Origin of the sequence: Pseudomonas sp. UMAB-08, assembly GCF_900095225.1 — a bacterium.
GTDB lineage: Bacteria > Pseudomonadota > Gammaproteobacteria > Pseudomonadales > Pseudomonadaceae > Aquipseudomonas.
The window spans coordinates 17088-37016 of record NZ_LT607429.1 but is presented as its reverse complement, the minus strand read 5'-3'; the positions used below and the strand labels follow the sequence as shown (position 1 = coordinate 37016).

Sequence of the window (19929 nt, the reverse complement as noted above, 5' to 3'; positions counted from 1 at the left end):
CCGCGAGCGTTGATGGATCAGACGGTTTGTCGCAGTGTGGCGGTATCAGCGGCTTTGTTGTCTTGGCGGCGTGGGTCGGTGGGCGCATACACCAGCGATGTTTCCGGGAACAGGCTCAGCAGCAGAAAGTACATCACCGACGCCAGGCCGAGGGTCACGGGCAGGCTGATGTCGATACCTTGCGCCAGATTGCCCAGCGGGCCTACGAATTGCCCCGGCAGGTTGACGAAGCACAGGCCCACCAGCGCGCTTGGGATCCAGGCGCCCAGGCCACGCCAGTTCCAGCCGTGGGTGAACCAGTAGCGGCCACCTTTTTCACCGCGGGTGAACACTTGCAGATCGTCCGGGCAATAGAAACCGCGACGCACCAGCAGGCCGATGATCATGATCACCATCCAGGGCGTGGTGCAGGTGATGATCAGCACGGCGAAGGTCGATACGCTCTGCACCAGGTTGGCAGCGAAGCGGCCAATGAAGATGAAGGCAATCGACATCACGCCGATCAGCAAGGTGGCTTTGACCCGTGACAACGCCCGTGGAAACACGCTGGACATGTCCAGGCCTGTCCCATACAGCGAAGTGGTGCCAGTCGACATCCCGCCGATCACCGCGATCAGGCACACCGGCAAGAAGAACCAGGTCGGTGAAACGGCCAGTAGACCGCCGACATAGTTATTCGCCGCAATGTAATCAGGTGCTTTGATTGCCACGATGGTCGCCGTGGCCAGGCCAAACAGAAACGGAATCAGCGTGGCAGCCTGAGCGATGATCACGGCCAGCATGATTCTGGTTTTCGACGTCTCGCGCGGAATATAACGCGACCAGTCTCCGAGGAACGCGCCGAAAGAAATCGGGTTGCTCATGGCGACCAGCGCAGAACCGATAAAGGCTGCCCAGAAACCTTCTTTGCCCAGGCTGACGCTGCCGGCAAAGTTGATGTCGAAAGGGCCGGCGAAGGCGAAGATGCCCAGCAGGAATAACAGGCTGGCGCTCCACACGGCGATCTTGTTGACCCACAGCAGGAAGCGGAAGCCATAGATGCACACGGTCAGCACCAGAATCGCGAACAAGCCGTAGGCCAGGCCCAGGGTCAGGTCGTTTTCCGGAAGGCCGATCAAGCGCTTGGCGCCGCCGATCAAGGCATCGCCCGAACTCCATACCGACAGCGAGAAGAACGCGATAGCGGTCAACAGCGACAGGAACGAACCGACGATTCGCCCGTGCACACCGAAATGCGCGCCGGAAGAGACCGCGTTGTTGGTGCCATTGATCGGACCGAACAGGCCCATGGGTGCCAGGATGATCGAGCCGACCAGTACGCCCAGCACAATCGCCCAGACGCCGGCCTGAAAAGACAGGCCGAACAGCACCGGGAAACTGCCGAGTACGGCGGTCGCAAAGGTATTGGACCCACCAAAAATCATCCGGAACAGGTCGCGGGGTGTCGCGGTACGTGCGTGATCGGGGATCTGTTCAACCCCGAACGTCTCGATGCTGTTGATGCTTTGGTCGTTGTTGTTGTTATTCATGATCTGCTCCGATCATTTCATTGGGCTAAGGAGGTGGCAGCCTTAAGGGAGTGCGGACAAGTGTTCGTGGCAGGCCAGCCAACGGCCTTTCTGTTGTTTTTCAGTGGATTGTTGTCGGCGGAACACAATGGTTTCGCGCTCTTGGCTAAGGCTTTGCTCCCCTTGCATGCGCAGCTCGGTGGCAACGTCATGGATAAAAATCGCGACGTCGCCTTGCAGGCTGACGTGAGCATTACTGGAAACGCAGCGGAGTACTTCAAACCCCTCCAACCGCCAGCTGTCCCACAACGCCTGATAGGCATCGCGCGACAACAACGGTTGTTCGAGGGTGTAAAACACGAAGCTCGCATCGGTGCTGAAGGCGCCGAAGTAGGCTTCGCGATCATTTTTGGCAAACGCCGTCACCAGGTCGGCGGCGGCTTGCAGGACATCATCACGGTCGCTCATGGTCATCCCTCAGCGGTGCACAACGCCGGGGAGTACGCAGAGCATTTCGTACAGCAAGTTAGCGCCCAGCAGCGAGGTATTACCGGTGGTGTCGTAAGGCGGCGAGATTTCTACCAGATCGCAACCGATCAGGTCGAGGCCCTGGCAGCCACGGATGATTTCAATTGCCTGGATAGTCGTCAGGCCGCCGATTTCAGGGGTGCCGGTGCCGGGTGCCCACGCGGGATCGATGCCGTCGATATCGAAGCTCAGGTACACCGGGCCGCCGCCGACTTTTTCACGGACTTCAGCCATCAATTGAGCGAGGGATTTGTGCCAGCACTCTTCCGCCTGGACCACACGGAAGCCCTGTTTGCGGCTCCAGTTGAAGTCTTCGGCGGTATAACCCTGAGCGCGCAGACCAATTTGCACCACACGATCACAATCGAGCAGGCCTTCTTCTACTGCGCGGCGAAAGGTTGTGCCATGGGCGATTTTCTCGCCAAACATGTGATCGTTGACGTCAGCGTGGGCGTCGATGTGTACCAGTCCGACCTTGCCATGCTTTTTGTGGATAGCACGCAGGATGGGCAGGGTGATGGTGTGGTCACCGCCCAGCGTCAGGGGGATGACATCGTGTTCGAGAATCTTGTCGTAGGACTCTTCGATGATGCGCACGGCATCCAGCAGGTTAAAGGTATTGATCGCCACGTCGCCGATATCAGCCACGGACAGGGAATCGAAAGGTGCAGCACCGGTGGCCATGTTGTACGGGCGAATCATGACCGACTCGGCGCGAATTTCGCGCGGTCCGAAACGGGTGCCAGGGCGTAGCGAGGTGCCAATGTCCAGCGGGACGCCAACAAAGGCGGCATCCAGGCCAGCAGCCGATTGCAGGTGGGGTAGACGCATCATGGTGGCGATGCCGGCGAAGCGCGGCATTTCGTTGCCGCCCAGTGGTTGGTGAAAAATCTTTTCCACGGGATTGCCTCATCGTTGTTGTGATTTAGGCGGATTTTGCAAAGTACGAAGGATTGAAAGAATCGCTGAGGCAAAATACTTAGTTCAGAGATTTCTAAACTATCGAGGGAATCACAGTTAGACTGTGCCGTACGCAACCTCTGTAGGCGCCGACTTGTCTGCGATAAGGTCGGAACGACCTTCCTGCGGTAGTGAATTCACCCTTTTTGCGAGCGCTGTGCACTCGATCACAGGCAAGCCAGCTCCTACAGGAGATTGAGCCAGGTCTGTAAATACCCGGAACCACCATGGCCAACGCGTTACCCGACCTGAAACTGTTGCGCATCTTCGTCAGCGTGGTGCGGCATCAGGGTTTTGCCAGCGCTCAGCAGGAACTCAACCTGTCGACCTCGGCCATCAGCACCTACATGAGTCAGCTCGAAGCGGCCTTGGGGCTGGTGTTGTGCCATCGTGGGCGGGGCGGTTTCAGCCTGACCAGCAAGGGCGAGTTGTTCCATCAGGAAACCCTGCGTCTGCTCGGTGAACTGGAGGATTTCGAGCAATACGCCGCCGCCCTCAAAGGCGAACTGCGTGGCACGCTCAATCTCGGGGTAATCGACTCCACTGTCAGTGACCGTGCGTTGCCGTTCGCTGAAGCCATTGGTGCCTACAGCCAGGAACATCCGGCGGTGCATTTGCACCTGTCAGTGATGAGTCCCTACGAATTGCAGCTCGGCGTGCAGGACAACCGGCTCGACCTGGCCATCGGCGCCTTTTCCACACGCATGAGCGGGCTGGTCTATCAGCCGTTGTACCGCGAGCAACACTGGCTGTATTGCAGCAATCGCCATCCACTGTTCACTGAGCGGCGCATCCCCGAACAAGTCATCACTCAGCAGCGCATGGTCGGACGTGGTTACTGGAGCCAGGCTGAGCTGGCGCGGCATGGCTTCAAGCACAGCGCTGCGACGGTGGAAAGTATGGAGGCACAGCTGATTCTGGTGCTGTCCGGCGCCTATATCGGCTACCTGCCGGAGCATTATGCGCAAGCCTGGGCAGACTCCGGTCATCTGCGGGTATTGCTGCCCGCGACGTTTGGCTATCAGGCGCCGTTCTCGATGATCGTGCGCCGTGGGCGCAGTCGCGAACCGTTGATCCAGACTTTCCGTGACTTGCTCAAGGCGCAGCTCAATCAGAGCTGAGGAGAACCTATGTCCCGTGCCCAATGCGCCCGCTGCCTGCGACCTGAAACTCATTGCCTGTGCGCGCTGATCCCGCACCTCGACAGCCGCACCCGGGTGTTGATTTTGCAGCACCCGAGCGAAGTCAATCACGCCCTGAACACCGCACGGCTGGCGGCGCTGGGTCTGAACAATGCCGAGTTGATTGTGGGTGAAGTGTTCGATGACTTGCCTGCGCTGTTGAACCCGCCCGGTTATCAGGCAAGGCTGCTGTTCCCCGCCGACGATGCGCAACCGTTAGAGGCTTACCGGAGCGAAGGCGGTGAGGCGGGAAGTACGTCGATGTTGTTGGTAGTGCCGGACGGCACCTGGCGTAAGGCGCGCAAGTTACTGCACCTCAATCCGCTGTTGGCGGCCTTGCCCCGGGTGACCCTGGCGCAAGCCGTGCCTTCACGCTATCGATTGCGCAAAGCGCCGGGGCCGGGTGCGTTGTCGACAGTAGAAGCCATTGTCCAGGCGTTGCAGACATTGGAGACGCCAAAAACGTTCGAGGCGCTATTGCGGCCTTTCGAGGCGCTTATCGACGGGCAAATTGCGGCGATGGGCGAGGACACCTATCAGCGTAACCATCTTTAAGCATCAGCCGTTCAGTGAGGACTGTTGCTGTTGCTCCGCCTTGATCCGCTGCATTCGCTGGATATAGGCATCGGTTTCACGCTCCGCATCGGTGCGGCTTGGGAACGGGCCTTCCAGGGTGTTTTCCCGGGTACTGAAAAAGTACTGCCCATTGACCAGCGAAACACGATCACAGCGGTAGTGGACGGTCGGGACTGGGTCTTGTGCGCGCTTTCCGAACATGGTCGTTTCCTGGGATTGGACGTAGTGGACAGCTGTGGTGGCGGACAAAGCCTAGTTTAAATCTTGCCAATAGCGGGCAGGAATACATCGGATAAGTGGCCGGCGGCCATCAATTAACACACTTTGCGGAAATCTCTGCGCACAACTGTCCCTGCGTCGCGGGCCAAACCGCGCCTAGAATGGCGGCTCTGCTGTACTGCCTTTTTACGGCTCGTTTATAGGATGCTCTGCGATGCATGTCTCTTCTGGGCGCTGGTTGTACGGCCTGTCACTGGCGTTGGTGACAGCGGTGCTGTGGGGCATCCTGCCAGTCAAGCTCAAGCAAGTATTGCAAGTGATGGATCCGGTCACGGTGACCTGGTTTCGGCTACTGGTTTCCGGTTCGCTGCTGTTTATCTGGCTGGCATCGGTGGGACGTCTGCCAAGCTTCAAAGTGCTGGGGCGCAAGGGCAAAGGGCTCGTGGCGCTTGCGGTCTGCGGGTTGGTGGGCAACTACGTGCTGTATTTGATCGGCCTTAAAATGCTCAGTCCGGGCACCACACAACTGGTGATCCAGATGGGGCCGGTCCTGCTGCTGATCAGCAGTATTTTCCTGTTCAAGGAGCGTTTCAGTCTGGGGCAGGGGGTAGGTTTATTGATCCTGCTGATCGGCTTTGGCCTGTTCTTCAATCAGCGGCTGATCGAGTTGCTGACCTCGCTGGGCGACTACACGGCCGGGATTCTCACGGTGCTGCTGGCGTCCGCTGTCTGGGCGTTTTATGGCTTGAGCCAGAAGCAGTTGCTGACGGTGTGGAACTCGCTGCAAGTGATGATGGTGATTTACCTGTTCTGCGCACTGCTGGTAACGCCGTGGGCGCATCCGATGGAGGCGTTGCAGTTGAGCCCGTTGCAAGGCTGGTTATTGCTGGCGTGCTGCTTGAACACGCTGGTGGCGTACGGTGCCTTTGCCGAAGCGCTGGCCCATTGGGAAGCGTCACGGGTGAGTGCGACGTTGGCGATCACGCCCTTGGTGACTTTTGCTTCCGTGGCGACCGCCGCCTGGTTGTGGCCTGACTATGTGCAGGCCGAAGACATTAATGGGTTGGGCTACAGCGGTGCGGTGCTGGTGGTACTCGGCTCGGCCCTCACGGCCTTGGGTCCCTCGTTGATGGCGGGCTTGCGGGCACGGCGGGCCAGAATGGCCGGTGTTTGATCGGTGTCGGGCGGAGCGTGTCGGCCCTTTCGCCAAGGCGTCCTGAAAAGGCCGCCTGCTAAACCCGGCCCAACTGCTCGGCCTCTCGCAACCATTTCTGTCGTTGCTCTTCAGACGAGCTGTGCACCGGGCCGAACTCTTTCAAACGCTGGGTTTTGATCCCGCAAAAATCCAGAATAGTGCGCACCATCTGCCGGTGCGCCGGGGCACCATAGACCCAGCGGAAGTAGCGCGGCGGGGTGTCCATGGTCACCAGTATCTCTGCGGTGCGCCCTCTGAGCAGCTCGTTCGACGGGTGTTTGCGACCGTGGGCCTTGAACGCAAAGCCGGGTAAAAATACCCGGTCGAAAAAGCCGCTGAGCAACGCTGGCAGGCCACCCCACCAGATGGGGTAAACAAACACCACGTGCTGGGCCCAATGAATCTGTCGTTGAGCCTCCAACAGGTCAGGCTCCAGGGTTTGGCTCTGTTCATAGCCGTAACGCAGCACCGGATCGAACTCCAACTCACCTAATTTGAGCATTCGCACCACATGCCCCTCGCTGCGTGCGCCTCGGGCATACGCTTCGCCCAATGCGTGGCAGAGGCTGATGGTTTTCGGCGTACCAAAAATCATCAGGATGCGTTTGCCGTCCCCTTCCAGTGGAGTGGCGCCGCTTTTCGGATCACCCATTGCTGCCCGCCTCCAGCATGTTTTCCGGACGCACCCAGGCGTCGAACTGTTCTTCGGTCAGATAACCCAATGCCAGGGCCGCTTCGCGCAAGGTCAGTCCCTCGCTGTAGGCTTTCTTGGCGATCTGCGCCGATTTGTCGTAGCCGATATGTGGATTCAGTGCGGTCACCAGCATCAAGCCGCGCTCCAGGTGTTCCGCCATTTTCGCGGCATCCGGCTCCATGCCGGCAACGCAATGCTGTTGGAAATTGCTGCAGCCATCACCCAGCAGACGAATCGATTGCAGCAGGTTGTGGATGATCACCGGCTTGAACACGTTCAATTGTAGATGGCCCTGACTGGCCGCGAAGCCGATGGCTACGTCATTGCCCAGTACCTGACAGGCCAGCATCGACAACGCCTCGCACTGAGTCGGGTTGACCTTGCCGGGCATGATCGAGCTGCCAGGTTCATTGGCCGGCAGCCTCACTTCGGCCAGCCCGGCACGTGGTCCAGAGCTTAGCAGGCGCAGGTCATTGGCGATTTTCATCAGGGTCACGGCCAGGGTTTTCAGGGCGCCCGATAACGTGGTCAATGGCTCATGACCGGCCAGCGCGGCAAACTTGTTCGGCGCAGTCACAAACGGCAGGCCGGAAAGGGCGGCCAATTCGGCGGCAATCGCTTCGGCGAACCCGTGTGGCGAGTTCAGGCCGGTACCGACAGCGGTGCCGCCTTGAGCCAGTTCACACACTGCAGGCAACGCACTGCGAATCGCCCGTGTGGCGTAATCGAGCTGTGCGACATACGCCGAGAGCTCCTGACCGAAGGTGATCGGTGTGGCATCCATCAGGTGGGTGCGCCCGGTTTTGACCAGTTTCATGTGCCGCGTCGACTGTTCGGCCAGCCCGCCGGACAACTCGGCAATCGCTGGCAGCAGATGCTCCTGAACCGCCTGCGCCGCCGCAATGTGCATCGCCGTCGGGAAACAATCGTTGGAGCTTTGCGAGCGGTTCACGTGATCGTTGGGGTGTACCGGCGCTTTGCCACCGCGCCCTTTGCCGGCCAGCTCGTTGGCGCGCCCGGCGATCACCTCGTTGACATTCATATTGCTCTGGGTACCGCTGCCGGTCTGCCAGACCACCAAGGGAAATTGTTCGTCCAGCTGACCGCTGAGCACCTCGTCAGCCGATTGTTCGATCAGGCGCGCGATGTCGGCGGGCAGGTCGCCGTTGCGGTTGTTGACCCGCGCGGCGGCTTTCTTGATCAGCGCCAGGGCATGCAATACGGCCAGCGGCATACGCTCGTTGCCAATCGCGAAATTGATCAGTGAGCGTTGAGTCTGTGCCCCCCAGTAAGCATCGTCAGGTACGTCTATCTGGCCAATGCTGTCGGTCTCGATACGGCTCATCGGGCTCACTCCTTAAGGTCTGATTGCAAAGTTTAGGCTCAGTTAACCGGGTTGGGTTCCCTAAGCTCCGTTTTTAACCGCTCGCCAGTCGGGGGTTGAGCCGTAAGCAGACATGGGCGCAGAATGGCCGGTCTTGGGGTTCTGCCTCGCCTGCTAGATGATAAGGAAACTCGATGACCCGTCTTCGTGCCATCTGTACCGCGGTTGCTCTGGTATGCGCCAGCGGCCAGGTTTTTGCCGACACCGCCAGCCATAACGCCAGTGCTGAAACATTTCTGAAGCTGGCTCATGCCGACAAATTGGGCACACCGGTTTACATGCAAGTGCAGCAAATGTTCCAGCAGCGCTTTGCCGAAACCAAAGCCCCTGAGTCGAAAAAAGCCTTGCTTGAGACCTATCAGGCCAAAGCCAACGCAGCCCTGGATCGCGCTATCGGCTGGGACAAGCTCAAGCCAGACATGGTCAAGCTCTACACCGCCAACTTCACCGAAAGCGAGTTGAAGGATCTGGTCGCGTTCTATCAGTCCCCATTGGGCAAGAAAGTGCTGACCAAGATGCCTGAACTGACTCAGCAGTCGGCGCAATTGACCCAAGGCAAACTGGAAAGCGCAGTGCCTGTCGTCAACAAATTGCTGGCTGACATGACTGCAGAACTGGAACCGGCAAAAGCCGTTGCTCCTGCTGCTCCGGCCAAAAAGCCATAAGCGCAGTTGACGTTAATCGTTAATGAAGGCAGATATGACCATGCAACAGCGAATCGAGGCGGCTCTGGCCGCCTTGCAGCCGCAGCATCTGCAAGTGCTTGATGAAAGCCACATGCACAGCCGTGGTCTGCAGACCCACTTCAAGGCGGTACTGGTCAGTGATCAGTTCGCCGGGTTGAATGCAGTCAAGCGTCACCAGAAGGTTTACGCCACGCTGGGTGATTTGATGGGCGAATTCCATGCCCTGGCGCTGCACACCTACACGCCTGAAGAATGGGCGAAAACCGGTGCGGCTCCAGATTCACCGACCTGCGCCGGTGGTAGCAAGCTGTAGGCGCTGACTTGTCTGCGATAAGGGCCGAAGGACCTTAAAAAATTTCGAATGCTGCGCAATTTTTCGATTTTTGCGACCGCTACGCGGCCGATCGCAGACAAGTCAGCTTCTACAGGGGATCAGCGATTGGCGTGATGAACTCAGTTGCTACGACCTTAGGCCAGAGTCAGATTCGATGCCTGTCTCAGACACTGCAGTTTTGCTAGAATCCACAACGCGCCGCATCAGCCGGCGCGTTTTTTTTAGCATCGGGTCGGCTCTTTGCGAGAGCACCCACCTGGAGACGCAGCATGAATCAAAAAATTGTCGTGGCGGCTTTGTATAAGTTCGTCACCCTCACCGATTACGTCGCCCTGCGCGAACCGCTGTTGCAGGCGATGGTCGATAACGGCATCAAAGGCACCCTGCTCATCGCGGAAGAAGGCATCAACGGCACCGTTTCCGGTACCCGCGAAGGCATCGACGGCTTGATGGCCTGGTTGAAAAACGATCCACGCATGGTCGATATCGATCACAAAGAATCGTACTGCGATGATCAGCCGTTCTATCGCACCAAGGTCAAACTCAAGAAAGAAATCGTCACCTTGGGCGTCGAAGGCGTCGACCCGAACAAGAATGTCGGCACCTACGTTGATCCGGAAAACTGGAACGCGCTGATCAGCGATCCGGAAGTCCTGCTGATCGACACCCGCAATGATTACGAAGTCTCGATTGGCACCTTCGAAGGCGCCATCGATCCGAAAACCACCAGTTTTCGCGAGTTCCCGGACTACATCAAAGCCCACTTCGACCCAGCCAAGCACAAGAAAGTCGCCATGTTTTGTACGGGCGGCATTCGCTGCGAAAAAGCCTCGAGCTACATGCTCGGCCAAGGCTTCGATGAGGTCTATCATCTCAAGGGCGGCATCCTCAAATACCTTGAGCAAGTGCCGCAGCAAGACAGCCTTTGGCGTGGTGACTGCTTCGTTTTTGACAACCGCGTCACCGTGCGCCACGACTTGAGCGAAGGGGATTACGATCAGTGCCACGCCTGTCGGACCCCGATCAGCGCTGAGGACCGTGCCAGCGAACACTACGTACCGGGTATCAGTTGCCCGCACTGTTGGGATAAATTAAGCGAGAAGACTCGCCGCAGCGCCATCGATCGGCAAAAGCAGATCGAATTGGCCAAGGCACGCAACCAACCGCACCCGATTGGTCGCAACTACCGACTGCCAACAGAGGCCTGAGACATGCAAGCCCGCCTGCTCTACGTGATGGACCCTATGTGCTCATGGTGCTGGGGCTTTGCTCCGGTGGCCGAGGCCCTGGTGCAACAGGCGAAGGCGGCGGGCGTTGCATTGCATCTGGTGGCGGGCGGGTTGCGCACGGGCAGTGGTGCGGCGCTGGAGCCCACCACGCAGCGCTATATCCTCGAACACTGGCAAGCGGTGGCGAACACCACTGGTCAGCCTTTTCGTTTTGAGGGCGCGCTGCCGGACGGTTTCGTTTACGACACCGAGCCGGCTTGCCGCGCACTGGTCGCGGCGCGAGACCTCGATCCGGAGAGCGCCTGGACGCTGGTCAAATTGATTCAGCAGGCGTTCTACGTCGAAGGCCGCGATGTGACCCGTGCCTCGGTTCTGGTAGAGCTGGCGGAACAGGCCGGTTTGCCCCGAATCGAATTTGCCGAGGCATTCGACAGTCCTGAACAGCGTGCTGCCACGGCAGCGGACTTTACCTGGGTACAGGATCTGGGCATCGCCGGCTTCCCGACATTGCTCGCCGAACGCAACGGTCAGTTGGCGTTACTGACCAACGGTTATCAACCTCTCGACCAATTAGCTCCGTTGCTCGGCCGTTGGCTGGAGCGCGCTGCCTGTGCATGAGCAACCGAGCCGCCCTGAAGCTGCACCTCGTATCGATCGACTAAGCTGGGCCGAAATTCGCCGCCTGGCACTTCATCATAAAAAGGCCCTGTGGATCGCCAACGGCGTGGCTGTGCTGGCGACCTTGTGCAGTGTGCCGATCCCGTTGCTCCTGCCCTTGCTGGTCGATGAAGTGCTGCTCGGGCACGGCGATTCAGCGCTTAAGTTCATGAACCATCTGCTGCCTGACAGCCTGCAAAAGGCCGTAGGCTACATTGGCCTGATGTTGCTGGTGACGTTTGCCCTGCGTCTGGGGGCGCTGGTGTTCAACGTGCTGCAGGCGCGCCTGTTCGCCCGACTGGCCAAGGACATCGTCTACCGCATCCGGATTCGTCTGATCGAGCGCCTCAAACGCATTTCCCTCAGCGAGTATGAAAGCCTGGGCAGCGGTACGGTCACCACGCATTTGGTGACCGATCTCGACACCCTGGACAAATTCGTCGGCGAAACCCTTAGCCGCTTCCTCGTCGCCATGCTGACCCTGACCGGCACCGCTGCCATTCTGGTGTGGATGCATTGGCAGTTGGCGCTGCTGATTCTGCTGTTCAACCCATTGGTGATTTACGCCACGGTGCAGTTGGGCAAGCGGGTCAAGCACCTGAAAAAGCTCGAGAACGACAGCACCTCTCGCTTCACCCAAGCGCTGACCGAAACCCTGGATGCGATTCAGGAAGTGCGTGCCGGTAATCGCCAGGGCTTTTTTCTAGGACGCCTGGGGGTGCGGGCGCAAGAGGTTCGCAACTACGCCATCGCCTCCCAATGGAAAAGCGACGCTTCAAGCCGGGCCAGTGGGCTGTTGTTCCAGTTCGGCATCGATATCTTCCGCGCGGCGGCAATGCTCACGGTATTGTTTTCCGACCTGTCCATCGGCCAGATGCTCGCGGTGTTCAGCTACCTGTGGTTCATGATCGGTCCGGTGGAACAACTGCTCAATCTGCAATACGCCTACTACGCGGCAGGCGGGGCGTTGACCCGCATCAACGAGCTGCTGGCGCGCGCCGATGAGCCGCAATACCCCGGCGGTACAGACCCGTTTACCGGTCGGGAAACCGTCGATATCGAGGTGCGTGGCCTGAGTTTTGGGTATGGCGAAGAGTTGGTGCTGGATCAATTGAACCTGTCGGTCGCCCCAGGAGAGAAGGTTGCGATTGTAGGCGCCAGTGGGGGTGGTAAAAGCACCTTGGTCCAATTGCTGCTGGGGCTGTACACGCCTCAAGCGGGCAGCATCCGGTTTGGCGGCGCAAGCCAGCAGGAGATCGGTCTGGAAACTGTGCGCGAACACGTCGCGGTGGTGCTCCAGCATCCGGCATTGTTCAACGACACGGTACGCGCCAACCTGACCATGGGCCGTGAGCGCACCGATGAAGCCTGCTGGCACGCGCTGGAAATCGCCCAGCTCGACGACACCATCGGCGCCCTGCCGCAGGGACTGGACAGCATCGTCGGGCGTTCTGGCGTGCGCTTGTCCGGTGGTCAGCGTCAGCGGCTGGCGATTGCGCGCATGGTCCTGGCCGATCCCAAAGTGGTGATTCTCGACGAAGCCACCTCGGCACTCGACGCCGCGACGGAATACAACCTGCACCAAGCCTTGGCGCGCTTCCTCAGCGGCCGGACAACCCTGATCATTGCCCACCGCCTGTCAGCGGTGAAACAGGCAGATCGGGTCCTGGTATTCGATGGCGGACGGGTTGCCGAAGAGGGCGACCACCACCAATTGATCGCCGAGGGTGGCCTGTACGCAAAGCTGTACGGTCATTTGCAGCAAATATAATCACCAGACGGTCTTGCCGAAGATCCGGTTATGCATAAATCTAGCGCTACGAATTTCTTATAAGTCCTCAATCTCCTGCATAGGCCGCCAACCAAAGGACTCCGCCAGGCGGTATCGCGTCTCAAATTTGAGAAAATGGTCTGCCTTCTTGTTCGGTTTTAGCCTAGGCTCTGTTCAGGACTATCACTCAAGCTGCAGGGTGAGTATCAGAAACGCTTATGTAAGGGATACCATGAAAGAAAAGCGGATTCTGGAGAGGCCCCGTCTGTTGGGAATTGTTTGGCCATTTATAGCCGTCGTGCTGTTCCAGACGCTTCTGGGGTGCGTGAGCTTGTATGTGCTGTCCGCCGTTCGCGGGTATGTCGCGGGCGAGAGCATGTGGTCCAAAGGGCAAAAGGATGCCATCTACTACCTCAACCTGTACGCCAACAGTCGGGATGAGCAGCATTATCAGAAGTACAAGCAAGCCATTGCCATTCCGCAGGGTAGCCATGATCTACGGGTCGCGCTCGACGGGTCGATCCCTGAGATCGGAGCAGCTCGTATAGGCATCCTGCAAGGTGGAAACCACCCGGATGATGTCCCGAGTATTATCTGGCTGTATTTGAATTTTCGTCATTTCAGCTACATGGAAAAAGCCATTGAGCTGTGGAAAGTCGGAGACGGCTATCTGGTACAACTTGATGCCGTTGCCCAACAAATGCACACCCGTATCAGCCTGGGCAGTGCGACCAACGATGATGTGCGTGGCTGGAAGTCTCAGATCAATGCGATCAACGAGGGTGTGACACCCGCGGCCAAAGCCTTCAGCGATGCGTTGGGGGAGGGTTCACGGTTCATTCTGCGCCTGTTGCTGATCACCAATTTGGTAACGGCAGTGGTGCTGATTCTTCTGGCGCTGTTGCGCACACATAAATTGCTCACGCAGCGGCACGCTTTCGCCAGCGCGTTGCAACTGGAAAAAGAGCGGGCGCAAATCACGCTGGAGTCCATCGGCGACGGGGTGATCACCACCGATGTCGAGGGTTCGATCACTTACATGAACCCGGCCGCTGAGCATCTGACCCATTGGAAGACCGCGCAGGCCAGCGGTTTGCCGCTGGCTGCGCTGTTCAATCTGCTGGACGAGAACGACCAGAAAGACAGTTTCACCCTGATAGAGCACATCCTGGGTGGCAAGCTGAGCGGCGCCAGCGAACATTCGCGGTCTATTCAGCGTCTGGACGGCACCACGGTGTCAGTAGCGCTGGTGGGTTCGCCGATCCAGTCCGACGGCAAGGTCAGCGGTGCGGTGCTGGTCCTGCATGACATGACCCAAGAGCAGCAATACATCGCCAATCTGTCCTGGCAGGCGACCCACGATGCATTGACCGGGCTGGCCAACCGGCGCGAGTTTGAATATCGGCTGGAGCAGGCCCTCAATAATCTGGCACGTCAGGCCGGTCGCCATTCACTGTTGTTTCTCGATCTGGACCAATTCAAGCTGGTCAACGACACCAGTGGTCACGCGGCGGGGGATGAGTTGCTGCGGCACATTTGTACCTTGCTGCAACAGGGCCTGCGCGAAGGCGACACCCTGGCGCGCCTGGGCGGTGATGAGTTCGGCATCCTTCTGGAAAACTGCCCGCCGGAAACGGCGGAAATCATCGCCGAAAGCCTTCGTGAAACCGTGCAAAGCCTGCATTTTGTCTGGAAAGGTCGGCCTTTCGTCACCACCATCAGTATCGGGCTGGTGCATATAGCCCATGTGCCGACGACCCTTGAGGCCTCACTGCGCACGGCTGATATGGCGTGTTACATGGCCAAAGAGAAGGGTCGCAACCGGGTGCAGGTCTACCACGCAGACGACTCTGAGCTGTCCATGCGCTTCGGCGAAATGGCCTGGGTTCAGCGACTGCACATGGCTCTCGAAGAAAATCGGTTCTGCCTGTACTCCCAGGAAATCGCCGACCTCGGGAATGTCAGTGAGCATGCTGGAGGGCACATCGAAGTTCTCCTGCGACTGCGCGATGAAACGGGTCAGATGATTCTGCCAGACAGCTTTATTCCTGCTGCCGAGCGCTATGGCCTGATGACCACGCTGGATCGCTGGGTGGTGCAGAATGTATTCAAGGTCATCGCTCAGTGTCTGCGCGAGGCAAAGCACAGCGGGCCTATGGCCATGTGCGCGATCAACCTGTCGGGGACCAGTATTGGCGATGATGCCTTTCTGGAGTACCTGAAAGAGCAATTCGATACGTACCAAATACCGCCCGACCTGATTTGTTTTGAGATCACTGAAACCAGTGCCATTTCAAACCTGGGCAGTGCGATCCGTTTTATTAATGAGCTAAAAGGCTTGGGGTGTCTGTTCTCTCTGGATGACTTTTGTGCCGGGATGTCATCGTTCGCCTACCTCAAACATCTGCCGGTAGACTTTTTGAAGATCGATGGCAGTTTTGTCAAAGACATGCTGGATGATCCTATCAATCGCGCCATGGTCGAAGTGATCAACCATATCGGGCATGTGATGGGGAAGCGGACCATCGCTGAGTTTGTTGAAACCCCGGAGATTGAACAGGCACTGCTTGAGATCGGCGTCGATTTCGCGCAGGGCTACATTATCCAGCGTCCGCAAGTGTTTACCTGTGAAAGTCTGTATACCCGGCCGGTTCGCCCTGCACCTTTGTTGTTCAGGGTGCCAGGAACATTCCGCTAAAGCGCAGTGTGCGACCCCGAACAATGACACTACAAAAAAAGGAGGCCAAAACAGTGATCGATACTTTCTGCAGAACCGGTCCGCTCATGGATGCAACCAGTTATCCGGCGTGGGCACAGCAGCTGATTCAAGAGTGCAGCGAAGCCAAGCGTCGAGTGGTTGAACATGAGTTGTATCAGCGGATGCGCGATGGCCGCCTGAATTCGAAAACCATGCGGCAGTACCTGATCGGCGGCTGGCCGGTGGTTGAACAGTTCGCCCTGTATATGGCGCAGAACCTTACAAAAACCCGCTTCGCCCGCCATCCGGGTGAAGACATGGCGCGTCGTTGGTTAATGCGCAATATTCGCGTGGAGCTCAATCATGCCGACTATTGGGTTAACTGGAGCCTGGCCCATGGTGTCAGCCTGGAAGAGTTGCAGGCCCAGCAAGTTCCACCTGAATTGCACGCCCTGAGCCATTGGTGTTGGCATTCCAGTTCGTCGGACTCGCTGATCGTCGCCATTGCGGCCACTAACTATGCCATTGAAGGCGCCACCGGTGAATGGTCGGCACTTGTCTGCTCAAACGGTGTATATGCCGATGCTTTCCCGGAAGATCAGCGTAAGCGCGCCATGAAGTGGCTGAAAATGCACGCTCAATACGACGACTCGCATCCTTGGGAGGCATTGGAAATCATCTGCACGCTGGCCGGTAACAACCCCAGTGTTCAATTGCAGACTGAGCTGCGCCAGGCGGTCACCAAAAGTTACGACTACATGTACCTGTTTCTGGAGCGCTGCATGCAGCTGGAGCAGGCAACGCAATCGCGTGAACGCGTGAGTGCGTGATAGTGGTCGAAAACTGAGTGACGGGCAGGCTTGGCAAATCGAGCTAGTCGAGCTTAGCCCGCCATCGCCAGACGGTTGCGCCCCTGACGTTTCGCTACGTACAGCGCGCTGTCTGCGCGGCGCAGAACACTTTCGGCCGACTCGGCCGGCAACAGGGTGGCGCAGCCCAGGCTGACGCTCAGTTCAATCGGGTGATCCAGCATTGGATAGGTCAGATGGCTCGCCGCCAGACGCAGGCGCTCGCCGATCATCGCAGCGGCTTCACGCCCGGTGTTCGAGAGCACTATCAAGAACTCCTCACCCCCAAAACGAAACACCATATCGATATTGCGCAGTTGGGCCTTGATGGAATTTGCGACGGCTTTGAGCACTTCATCGCCCGTGCTATGGCCATAATCGTCATTGACCCGCTTGAAGTGGTCGATATCGAGCATCAGCAAGGACAGTGGGTGTTTATGACGGTGGGCTACTTCGATTTCCCGAGACAGGGTTTGATCCATGGCGATTCGGTTGCCGGTACAGGTCAACGGGTCGCGCAGGGCACTCTGTGTCGCCTCGCGATAGAGCAGGGCGTTTCGCAGAGGGAACAACAGGCAAGGCAACAAAGACTCAAGCTGGCTCAATTCGTGTTCGGAAAAACGCTGGTTACGCTGAAAGACCAGCTCGCCCAGGTGTTCGCCTTCATTGCTCAAGCTGTAACTGACACGATGATGCCCACCCTCGCCCACTTTCAGGTGCAGGTCGCTGGCGCGGTGTTCGTAACTCAGCGCCGTGAGTGGAATCATTCGCTGAATGCCGCGAAAAAAAATCGTCAGGATTCTTTCAGGTTCAAGGCTGGTCTGTAATTGCAGGCCAAGCTGGTGGCGCAATTGCGCCACATCGACAGGCCGCTGGGCGGCGTTTTGCAATTGGCCAAATCCCAGTCGTTGCAATTTAGCGCTATCGAAATCAATTGCGTTGGTCTGGGTAGAAGAATTCATGTTTTTACTCCTAAAACACATAACGCAGTCTTAGCTGGTGTTTTAGAGCGAAAGTCGTGCCAAACAGTTCATTTAATTAAATTCATTGATATTCAGTGAGTTAGGGAACTATAAGGCGGGGAGGTGTCGCGGGGTAGGCGGTTCATTGACTCGTTTGGTAGCCTTCGGCCACCAAGTTCATTGAGGTGACAATATTATGTCACCTCAATTTTAAGCCCGGCGCCTTGATGGGGGTTGCTGTGCTACAGCGCAATAGCTCTCACTGCGCGTCGAAAGCCTGGCCGTTGATGCCGGTGCTGTCGGGGCCCATCAAGTACAGGTAGAGGGGCATGATCTCTTCGGGCGTCGCGTTGTTCAGTGGGTTTTCACCTGGGTAAGCCTGCGCACGCATGCTGGTGCGTGTGGCGCCTGGGTTAATGCTGTTGGCGCGCACCGAAGAGATCGTTTCCAGTTCGTCGGCGAGGCTCTGCATAAAGCCTTCAGTGGCGAACTTGGACACCCCGTAAGCACCCCAATAGGCACGACCCTTGCGCCCGACACTGCTGGAGGTGAACACCACCGAGGCGTCCTGGGACAGCTTGAGCAGTGGCAGCAAGGTGCTGGTGAGCATGAACATCGCGTTGACGTTGACGTGCATCACGCGCATGAAGTTCTCGCCGGACAACTGCTCGGTCGGCGTGCGCGGGCCAATGATCGACGCGTTATGCAGCAAACCGTCCAAGTGGCCGAATTCGGTCTCGATCATCGCGGCCAGTTCGTCGTACTGGTGCGGCAGGGCGGTTTCCAGATTGAAGGGGATCACGGCTGGCTGAGGGTAGCCCGCGGCTTCGATCTCGTCATAGACCTGAGTCAGATTGGCTTCGGTCTTGCCCAGCAGCAACACGGTCGCGCCATGCGCAGCGAAGGCCTTGGCGGCAGCTGCACCAATGCCACGGCCAGCGCCAGTGACCAGAATCACCCGATCCTTGAGCAGTTCGGGACGAGCGGAATAATCAAACATGAAAAACCTCAATAATTAAAAAGGCACCCGTCTCCTGCGGCCTGTGGCCAGAAGCAGATCAGTCTATTCTTCAGCAGCTACACAATGCGTTATTCAGCACCTTGCGCAGGTCCAGTGGATGATCGACCACCACATCGGCACCCCAGTGATCGGGGTTGTCGTCGGGATGGATGTAGCCATAACGCACGGCTGCGGTTTTGGTGCCGGCGTCGCGTCCAGACTCGATGTCTCGCAGATCATCGCCGACGAACAGCACGCTGGCCGGGTCCAGGTTGAGCATGCTGCACGCCAGGATCAAAGGCTCCGGGTGCGGCTTGCTGTGGGTTACGTGGTCCGGGCAGATCAGGATTGCCGAGCGCTCGGCCAAACCAAGTTGCTCCATGATCGGCTGGGCAAAGCGCACGGGCTTGTTGGTAACCACGCCCCAGATCAGATTGGCTTTCTCAATATCGACCAGTAACTCGGCCATGCCATCAAACAGCGTGCTGTGAACGGCACAGTTGACCTGATAGCGCTCGAGAAACTCCAGGCGTAGCGCTTCGAACTCAGGCTCCGTCGGCGACAGGGCGAACGTTGCCGCGACCATCGCCCGGGCACCACCGGAAATTTCATCGCGAATCAGTTTGTCCGACACCGACGCCAGGCCGCGATCGGCAAGCATGCTCTGGCAGATCGCGATGAAATCCGGCGCGGTATCGAGCAACGTGCCGTCCATGTCGAATAAAACCGCTCTCAAACGCATGCCTTTATGCCTCTCGAAGTGTCTGGATCATGTAATTGACGTCGACATCGGACGCCAGCTTGTAGTGCTTGGTCAGCGGGTTGTAGGTCAGGCCAATGATGTCCTTGACCTGCAAACCGGCTTCGCGACTCCAGGCACCGAGCTCGGAAGGGCGGATGAATTTCTTGAAGTCATGGGTGCCGCGTGGCAACAGGCCCATGATGTACTCCGCGCCGACAATGGCAAACAGGTACGCCTTGGGGTTGCGGTTAATGGTGGAGAAAAACACCTGACCACCCGGTTTGACCATGCGGAAGCAGGCGCGAATCACCGACGACGGGGCCGGGACGTGCTCCAGCATTTCCAGACACGTCACCACGTCGAACTGTTCAGGCATCTCTTCAGCGAGGTCTTCGGCGGTGGTCTGTCGATAGTCGACGGTCACACCCGATTCCAATTGATGCAACTGCGCGACCGCCAACGGCGCTTCGCCCATGTCGATGCCCATTACCGTGGCGCCACGCAGGGCCATGGCTTCACTGAGAATGCCGCCGCCGCAACCAACGTCCAACACCTTTTTACCGGCCAGCTGGACGCGTTCGTCGATCCAGTTGACTCGCAGTGGGTTAATGTCATGCAGCGGCTTGAATTCGCTATTGCGGTCCCACCAGCGATGGGCCAGGGCTTCGAATTTGGCGATTTCAGCGTGGTCAACGTTGCTCATGGGGTGTCCTCTTAAACTTGATAATGCTGGCGAGCGTTCGAACGAGGGTTCGGG

Annotated in this window: 20 protein-coding genes; 10 read left to right on the top strand and 10 right to left on the bottom strand. The window is 58.1% G+C overall.

Annotated features, from left to right (window positions below):
• Positions 1-17: 17 nt before the first annotated feature.
• The 3 genes from K0F75_RS21090 to speB are packed head-to-tail and all read right to left on the bottom strand — an operon-like array spanning position 18 to position 2936.
• Positions 18-1529, bottom strand: coding sequence for a cytosine permease (locus K0F75_RS21090; RefSeq protein ID WP_219063909.1), 1512 nt, complete (start codon positions 1527-1529; stop codon positions 18-20).
• 42 nt (positions 1530-1571) lie between these two features.
• Positions 1572-1976: a nuclear transport factor 2 family protein gene (locus K0F75_RS21085; protein ID WP_219063908.1), complete on the bottom strand. Its 405-nt coding sequence runs from the start codon at positions 1974-1976 to the stop codon at positions 1572-1574.
• A 9-nt stretch (positions 1977-1985) separates the two neighbouring features.
• Positions 1986-2936 carry an agmatinase gene (speB, locus tag K0F75_RS21080; protein WP_219063907.1) on the bottom strand — a complete coding sequence of 317 codons (951 nt, stop codon included), beginning with the start codon at positions 2934-2936 and terminating at the stop codon, positions 1986-1988.
• 287 nt (positions 2937-3223) lie between these two features.
• Here speB and K0F75_RS21075 point away from each other — a divergent pair, with 287 nt between their 5' ends.
• Together K0F75_RS21075 and K0F75_RS21070 are read left to right on the top strand one after the other, a co-directional pair.
• Positions 3224-4117 (top strand): LysR family transcriptional regulator, encoded by an 894-nt coding sequence (locus K0F75_RS21075; protein ID WP_219063906.1) that lies wholly within the window; start codon positions 3224-3226, stop codon positions 4115-4117.
• Between the two features lie 9 nt (positions 4118-4126).
• Positions 4127-4732, top strand: coding sequence for a tRNA-uridine aminocarboxypropyltransferase (locus K0F75_RS21070; protein ID WP_219063905.1), 606 nt, complete (start codon positions 4127-4129; stop codon positions 4730-4732).
• A gap of 3 nt (positions 4733-4735) precedes the next feature.
• On the opposite strand, the gene K0F75_RS21065 is transcribed toward K0F75_RS21070, so the two are convergent.
• Positions 4736-4954: a DUF6316 family protein gene (locus tag K0F75_RS21065; RefSeq protein ID WP_219063904.1), complete on the bottom strand. Its 219-nt coding sequence runs from the start codon at positions 4952-4954 to the stop codon at positions 4736-4738.
• 232 nt (positions 4955-5186) lie between these two features.
• Here K0F75_RS21065 and K0F75_RS21060 point away from each other — a divergent pair, with 232 nt between their 5' ends.
• Positions 5187-6146: a DMT family transporter gene (locus K0F75_RS21060; RefSeq protein ID WP_219063903.1), complete on the top strand. Its 960-nt coding sequence runs from the start codon at positions 5187-5189 to the stop codon at positions 6144-6146.
• A 58-nt stretch (positions 6147-6204) separates the two neighbouring features.
• Here the strand turns inward: K0F75_RS21060 and K0F75_RS21055 are convergent, their stop codons facing one another.
• Both K0F75_RS21055 and K0F75_RS21050 read right to left on the bottom strand, forming a co-directional pair.
• Positions 6205-6819 carry an NAD(P)H-dependent oxidoreductase gene (locus tag K0F75_RS21055; RefSeq protein ID WP_219063902.1) on the bottom strand — a complete coding sequence of 205 codons (615 nt, stop codon included), beginning with the start codon at positions 6817-6819 and terminating at the stop codon, positions 6205-6207.
• Entirely contained in the window at positions 6812-8206 is a 1395-nt protein-coding gene (locus tag K0F75_RS21050) for a class II fumarate hydratase (protein WP_219063901.1), read from the bottom strand. The genes K0F75_RS21055 and K0F75_RS21050 overlap by 8 nt, the downstream gene beginning before the upstream one ends.
• A gap of 173 nt (positions 8207-8379) precedes the next feature.
• On the opposite strand from K0F75_RS21050, the gene K0F75_RS21045 reads away from it, so the two are divergent.
• The 7 genes from K0F75_RS21045 (at position 8380) to K0F75_RS21015 (ending at position 16450) form a co-directional block, all read left to right on the top strand.
• Positions 8380-8910, top strand: coding sequence for a DUF2059 domain-containing protein (locus K0F75_RS21045; RefSeq protein ID WP_219063900.1), 531 nt, complete (start codon positions 8380-8382; stop codon positions 8908-8910).
• A 34-nt stretch (positions 8911-8944) separates the two neighbouring features.
• Positions 8945-9244 carry a BolA family transcriptional regulator gene (locus K0F75_RS21040; protein ID WP_219063899.1) on the top strand — a complete coding sequence of 100 codons (300 nt, stop codon included), beginning with the start codon at positions 8945-8947 and terminating at the stop codon, positions 9242-9244.
• Positions 9245-9534: 290 nt separating this feature from the next.
• Positions 9535-10473: a rhodanese-related sulfurtransferase gene (locus K0F75_RS21035; protein WP_219063898.1), complete on the top strand. Its 939-nt coding sequence runs from the start codon at positions 9535-9537 to the stop codon at positions 10471-10473.
• 36 nt (positions 10474-10509) lie between these two features.
• The gene (locus K0F75_RS21030; protein WP_219063969.1) at positions 10510-11112 is read left to right on the top strand and encodes a DsbA family protein; all 603 of its coding nucleotides are present in this window, start codon (positions 10510-10512) and stop codon (positions 11110-11112) included.
• A complete protein-coding gene (locus K0F75_RS21025) occupies positions 11105-12922 on the top strand; it encodes an ABC transporter ATP-binding protein (protein WP_374029105.1) in 1818 nt (605 codons plus the stop codon). The genes K0F75_RS21030 and K0F75_RS21025 overlap by 8 nt, the downstream gene beginning before the upstream one ends.
• A gap of 232 nt (positions 12923-13154) precedes the next feature.
• Positions 13155-15620 (top strand): EAL domain-containing protein, encoded by a 2466-nt coding sequence (locus tag K0F75_RS21020; RefSeq protein WP_219063897.1) that lies wholly within the window; start codon positions 13155-13157, stop codon positions 15618-15620.
• A gap of 86 nt (positions 15621-15706) precedes the next feature.
• The gene (locus tag K0F75_RS21015; protein WP_374029122.1) at positions 15707-16450 is read left to right on the top strand and encodes a TenA family transcriptional regulator; all 744 of its coding nucleotides are present in this window, start codon (positions 15707-15709) and stop codon (positions 16448-16450) included.
• A gap of 53 nt (positions 16451-16503) precedes the next feature.
• On the opposite strand, the gene K0F75_RS21010 is transcribed toward K0F75_RS21015, so the two are convergent.
• From K0F75_RS21010 to ubiG, 4 genes are all read right to left on the bottom strand, one after another.
• Positions 16504-17430 carry a GGDEF domain-containing protein gene (locus tag K0F75_RS21010; protein WP_219063895.1) on the bottom strand — a complete coding sequence of 309 codons (927 nt, stop codon included), beginning with the start codon at positions 17428-17430 and terminating at the stop codon, positions 16504-16506.
• A 259-nt stretch (positions 17431-17689) separates the two neighbouring features.
• On the bottom strand, positions 17690-18430 hold the full coding sequence (locus K0F75_RS21005) for a YciK family oxidoreductase (RefSeq protein WP_219063894.1): 741 nt from the start codon (positions 18428-18430) through the stop codon (positions 17690-17692).
• A gap of 70 nt (positions 18431-18500) precedes the next feature.
• On the bottom strand, positions 18501-19172 hold the full coding sequence (gene mupP / locus K0F75_RS21000) for an N-acetylmuramic acid 6-phosphate phosphatase MupP (RefSeq protein WP_219063893.1): 672 nt from the start codon (positions 19170-19172) through the stop codon (positions 18501-18503).
• 4 nt (positions 19173-19176) lie between these two features.
• A complete protein-coding gene (gene ubiG / locus K0F75_RS20995; RefSeq protein WP_219063892.1) occupies positions 19177-19875 on the bottom strand; it encodes a bifunctional 2-polyprenyl-6-hydroxyphenol methylase/3-demethylubiquinol 3-O-methyltransferase UbiG in 699 nt (232 codons plus the stop codon).
• Between the last annotated feature and the right edge of the window lie 54 nt (positions 19876-19929).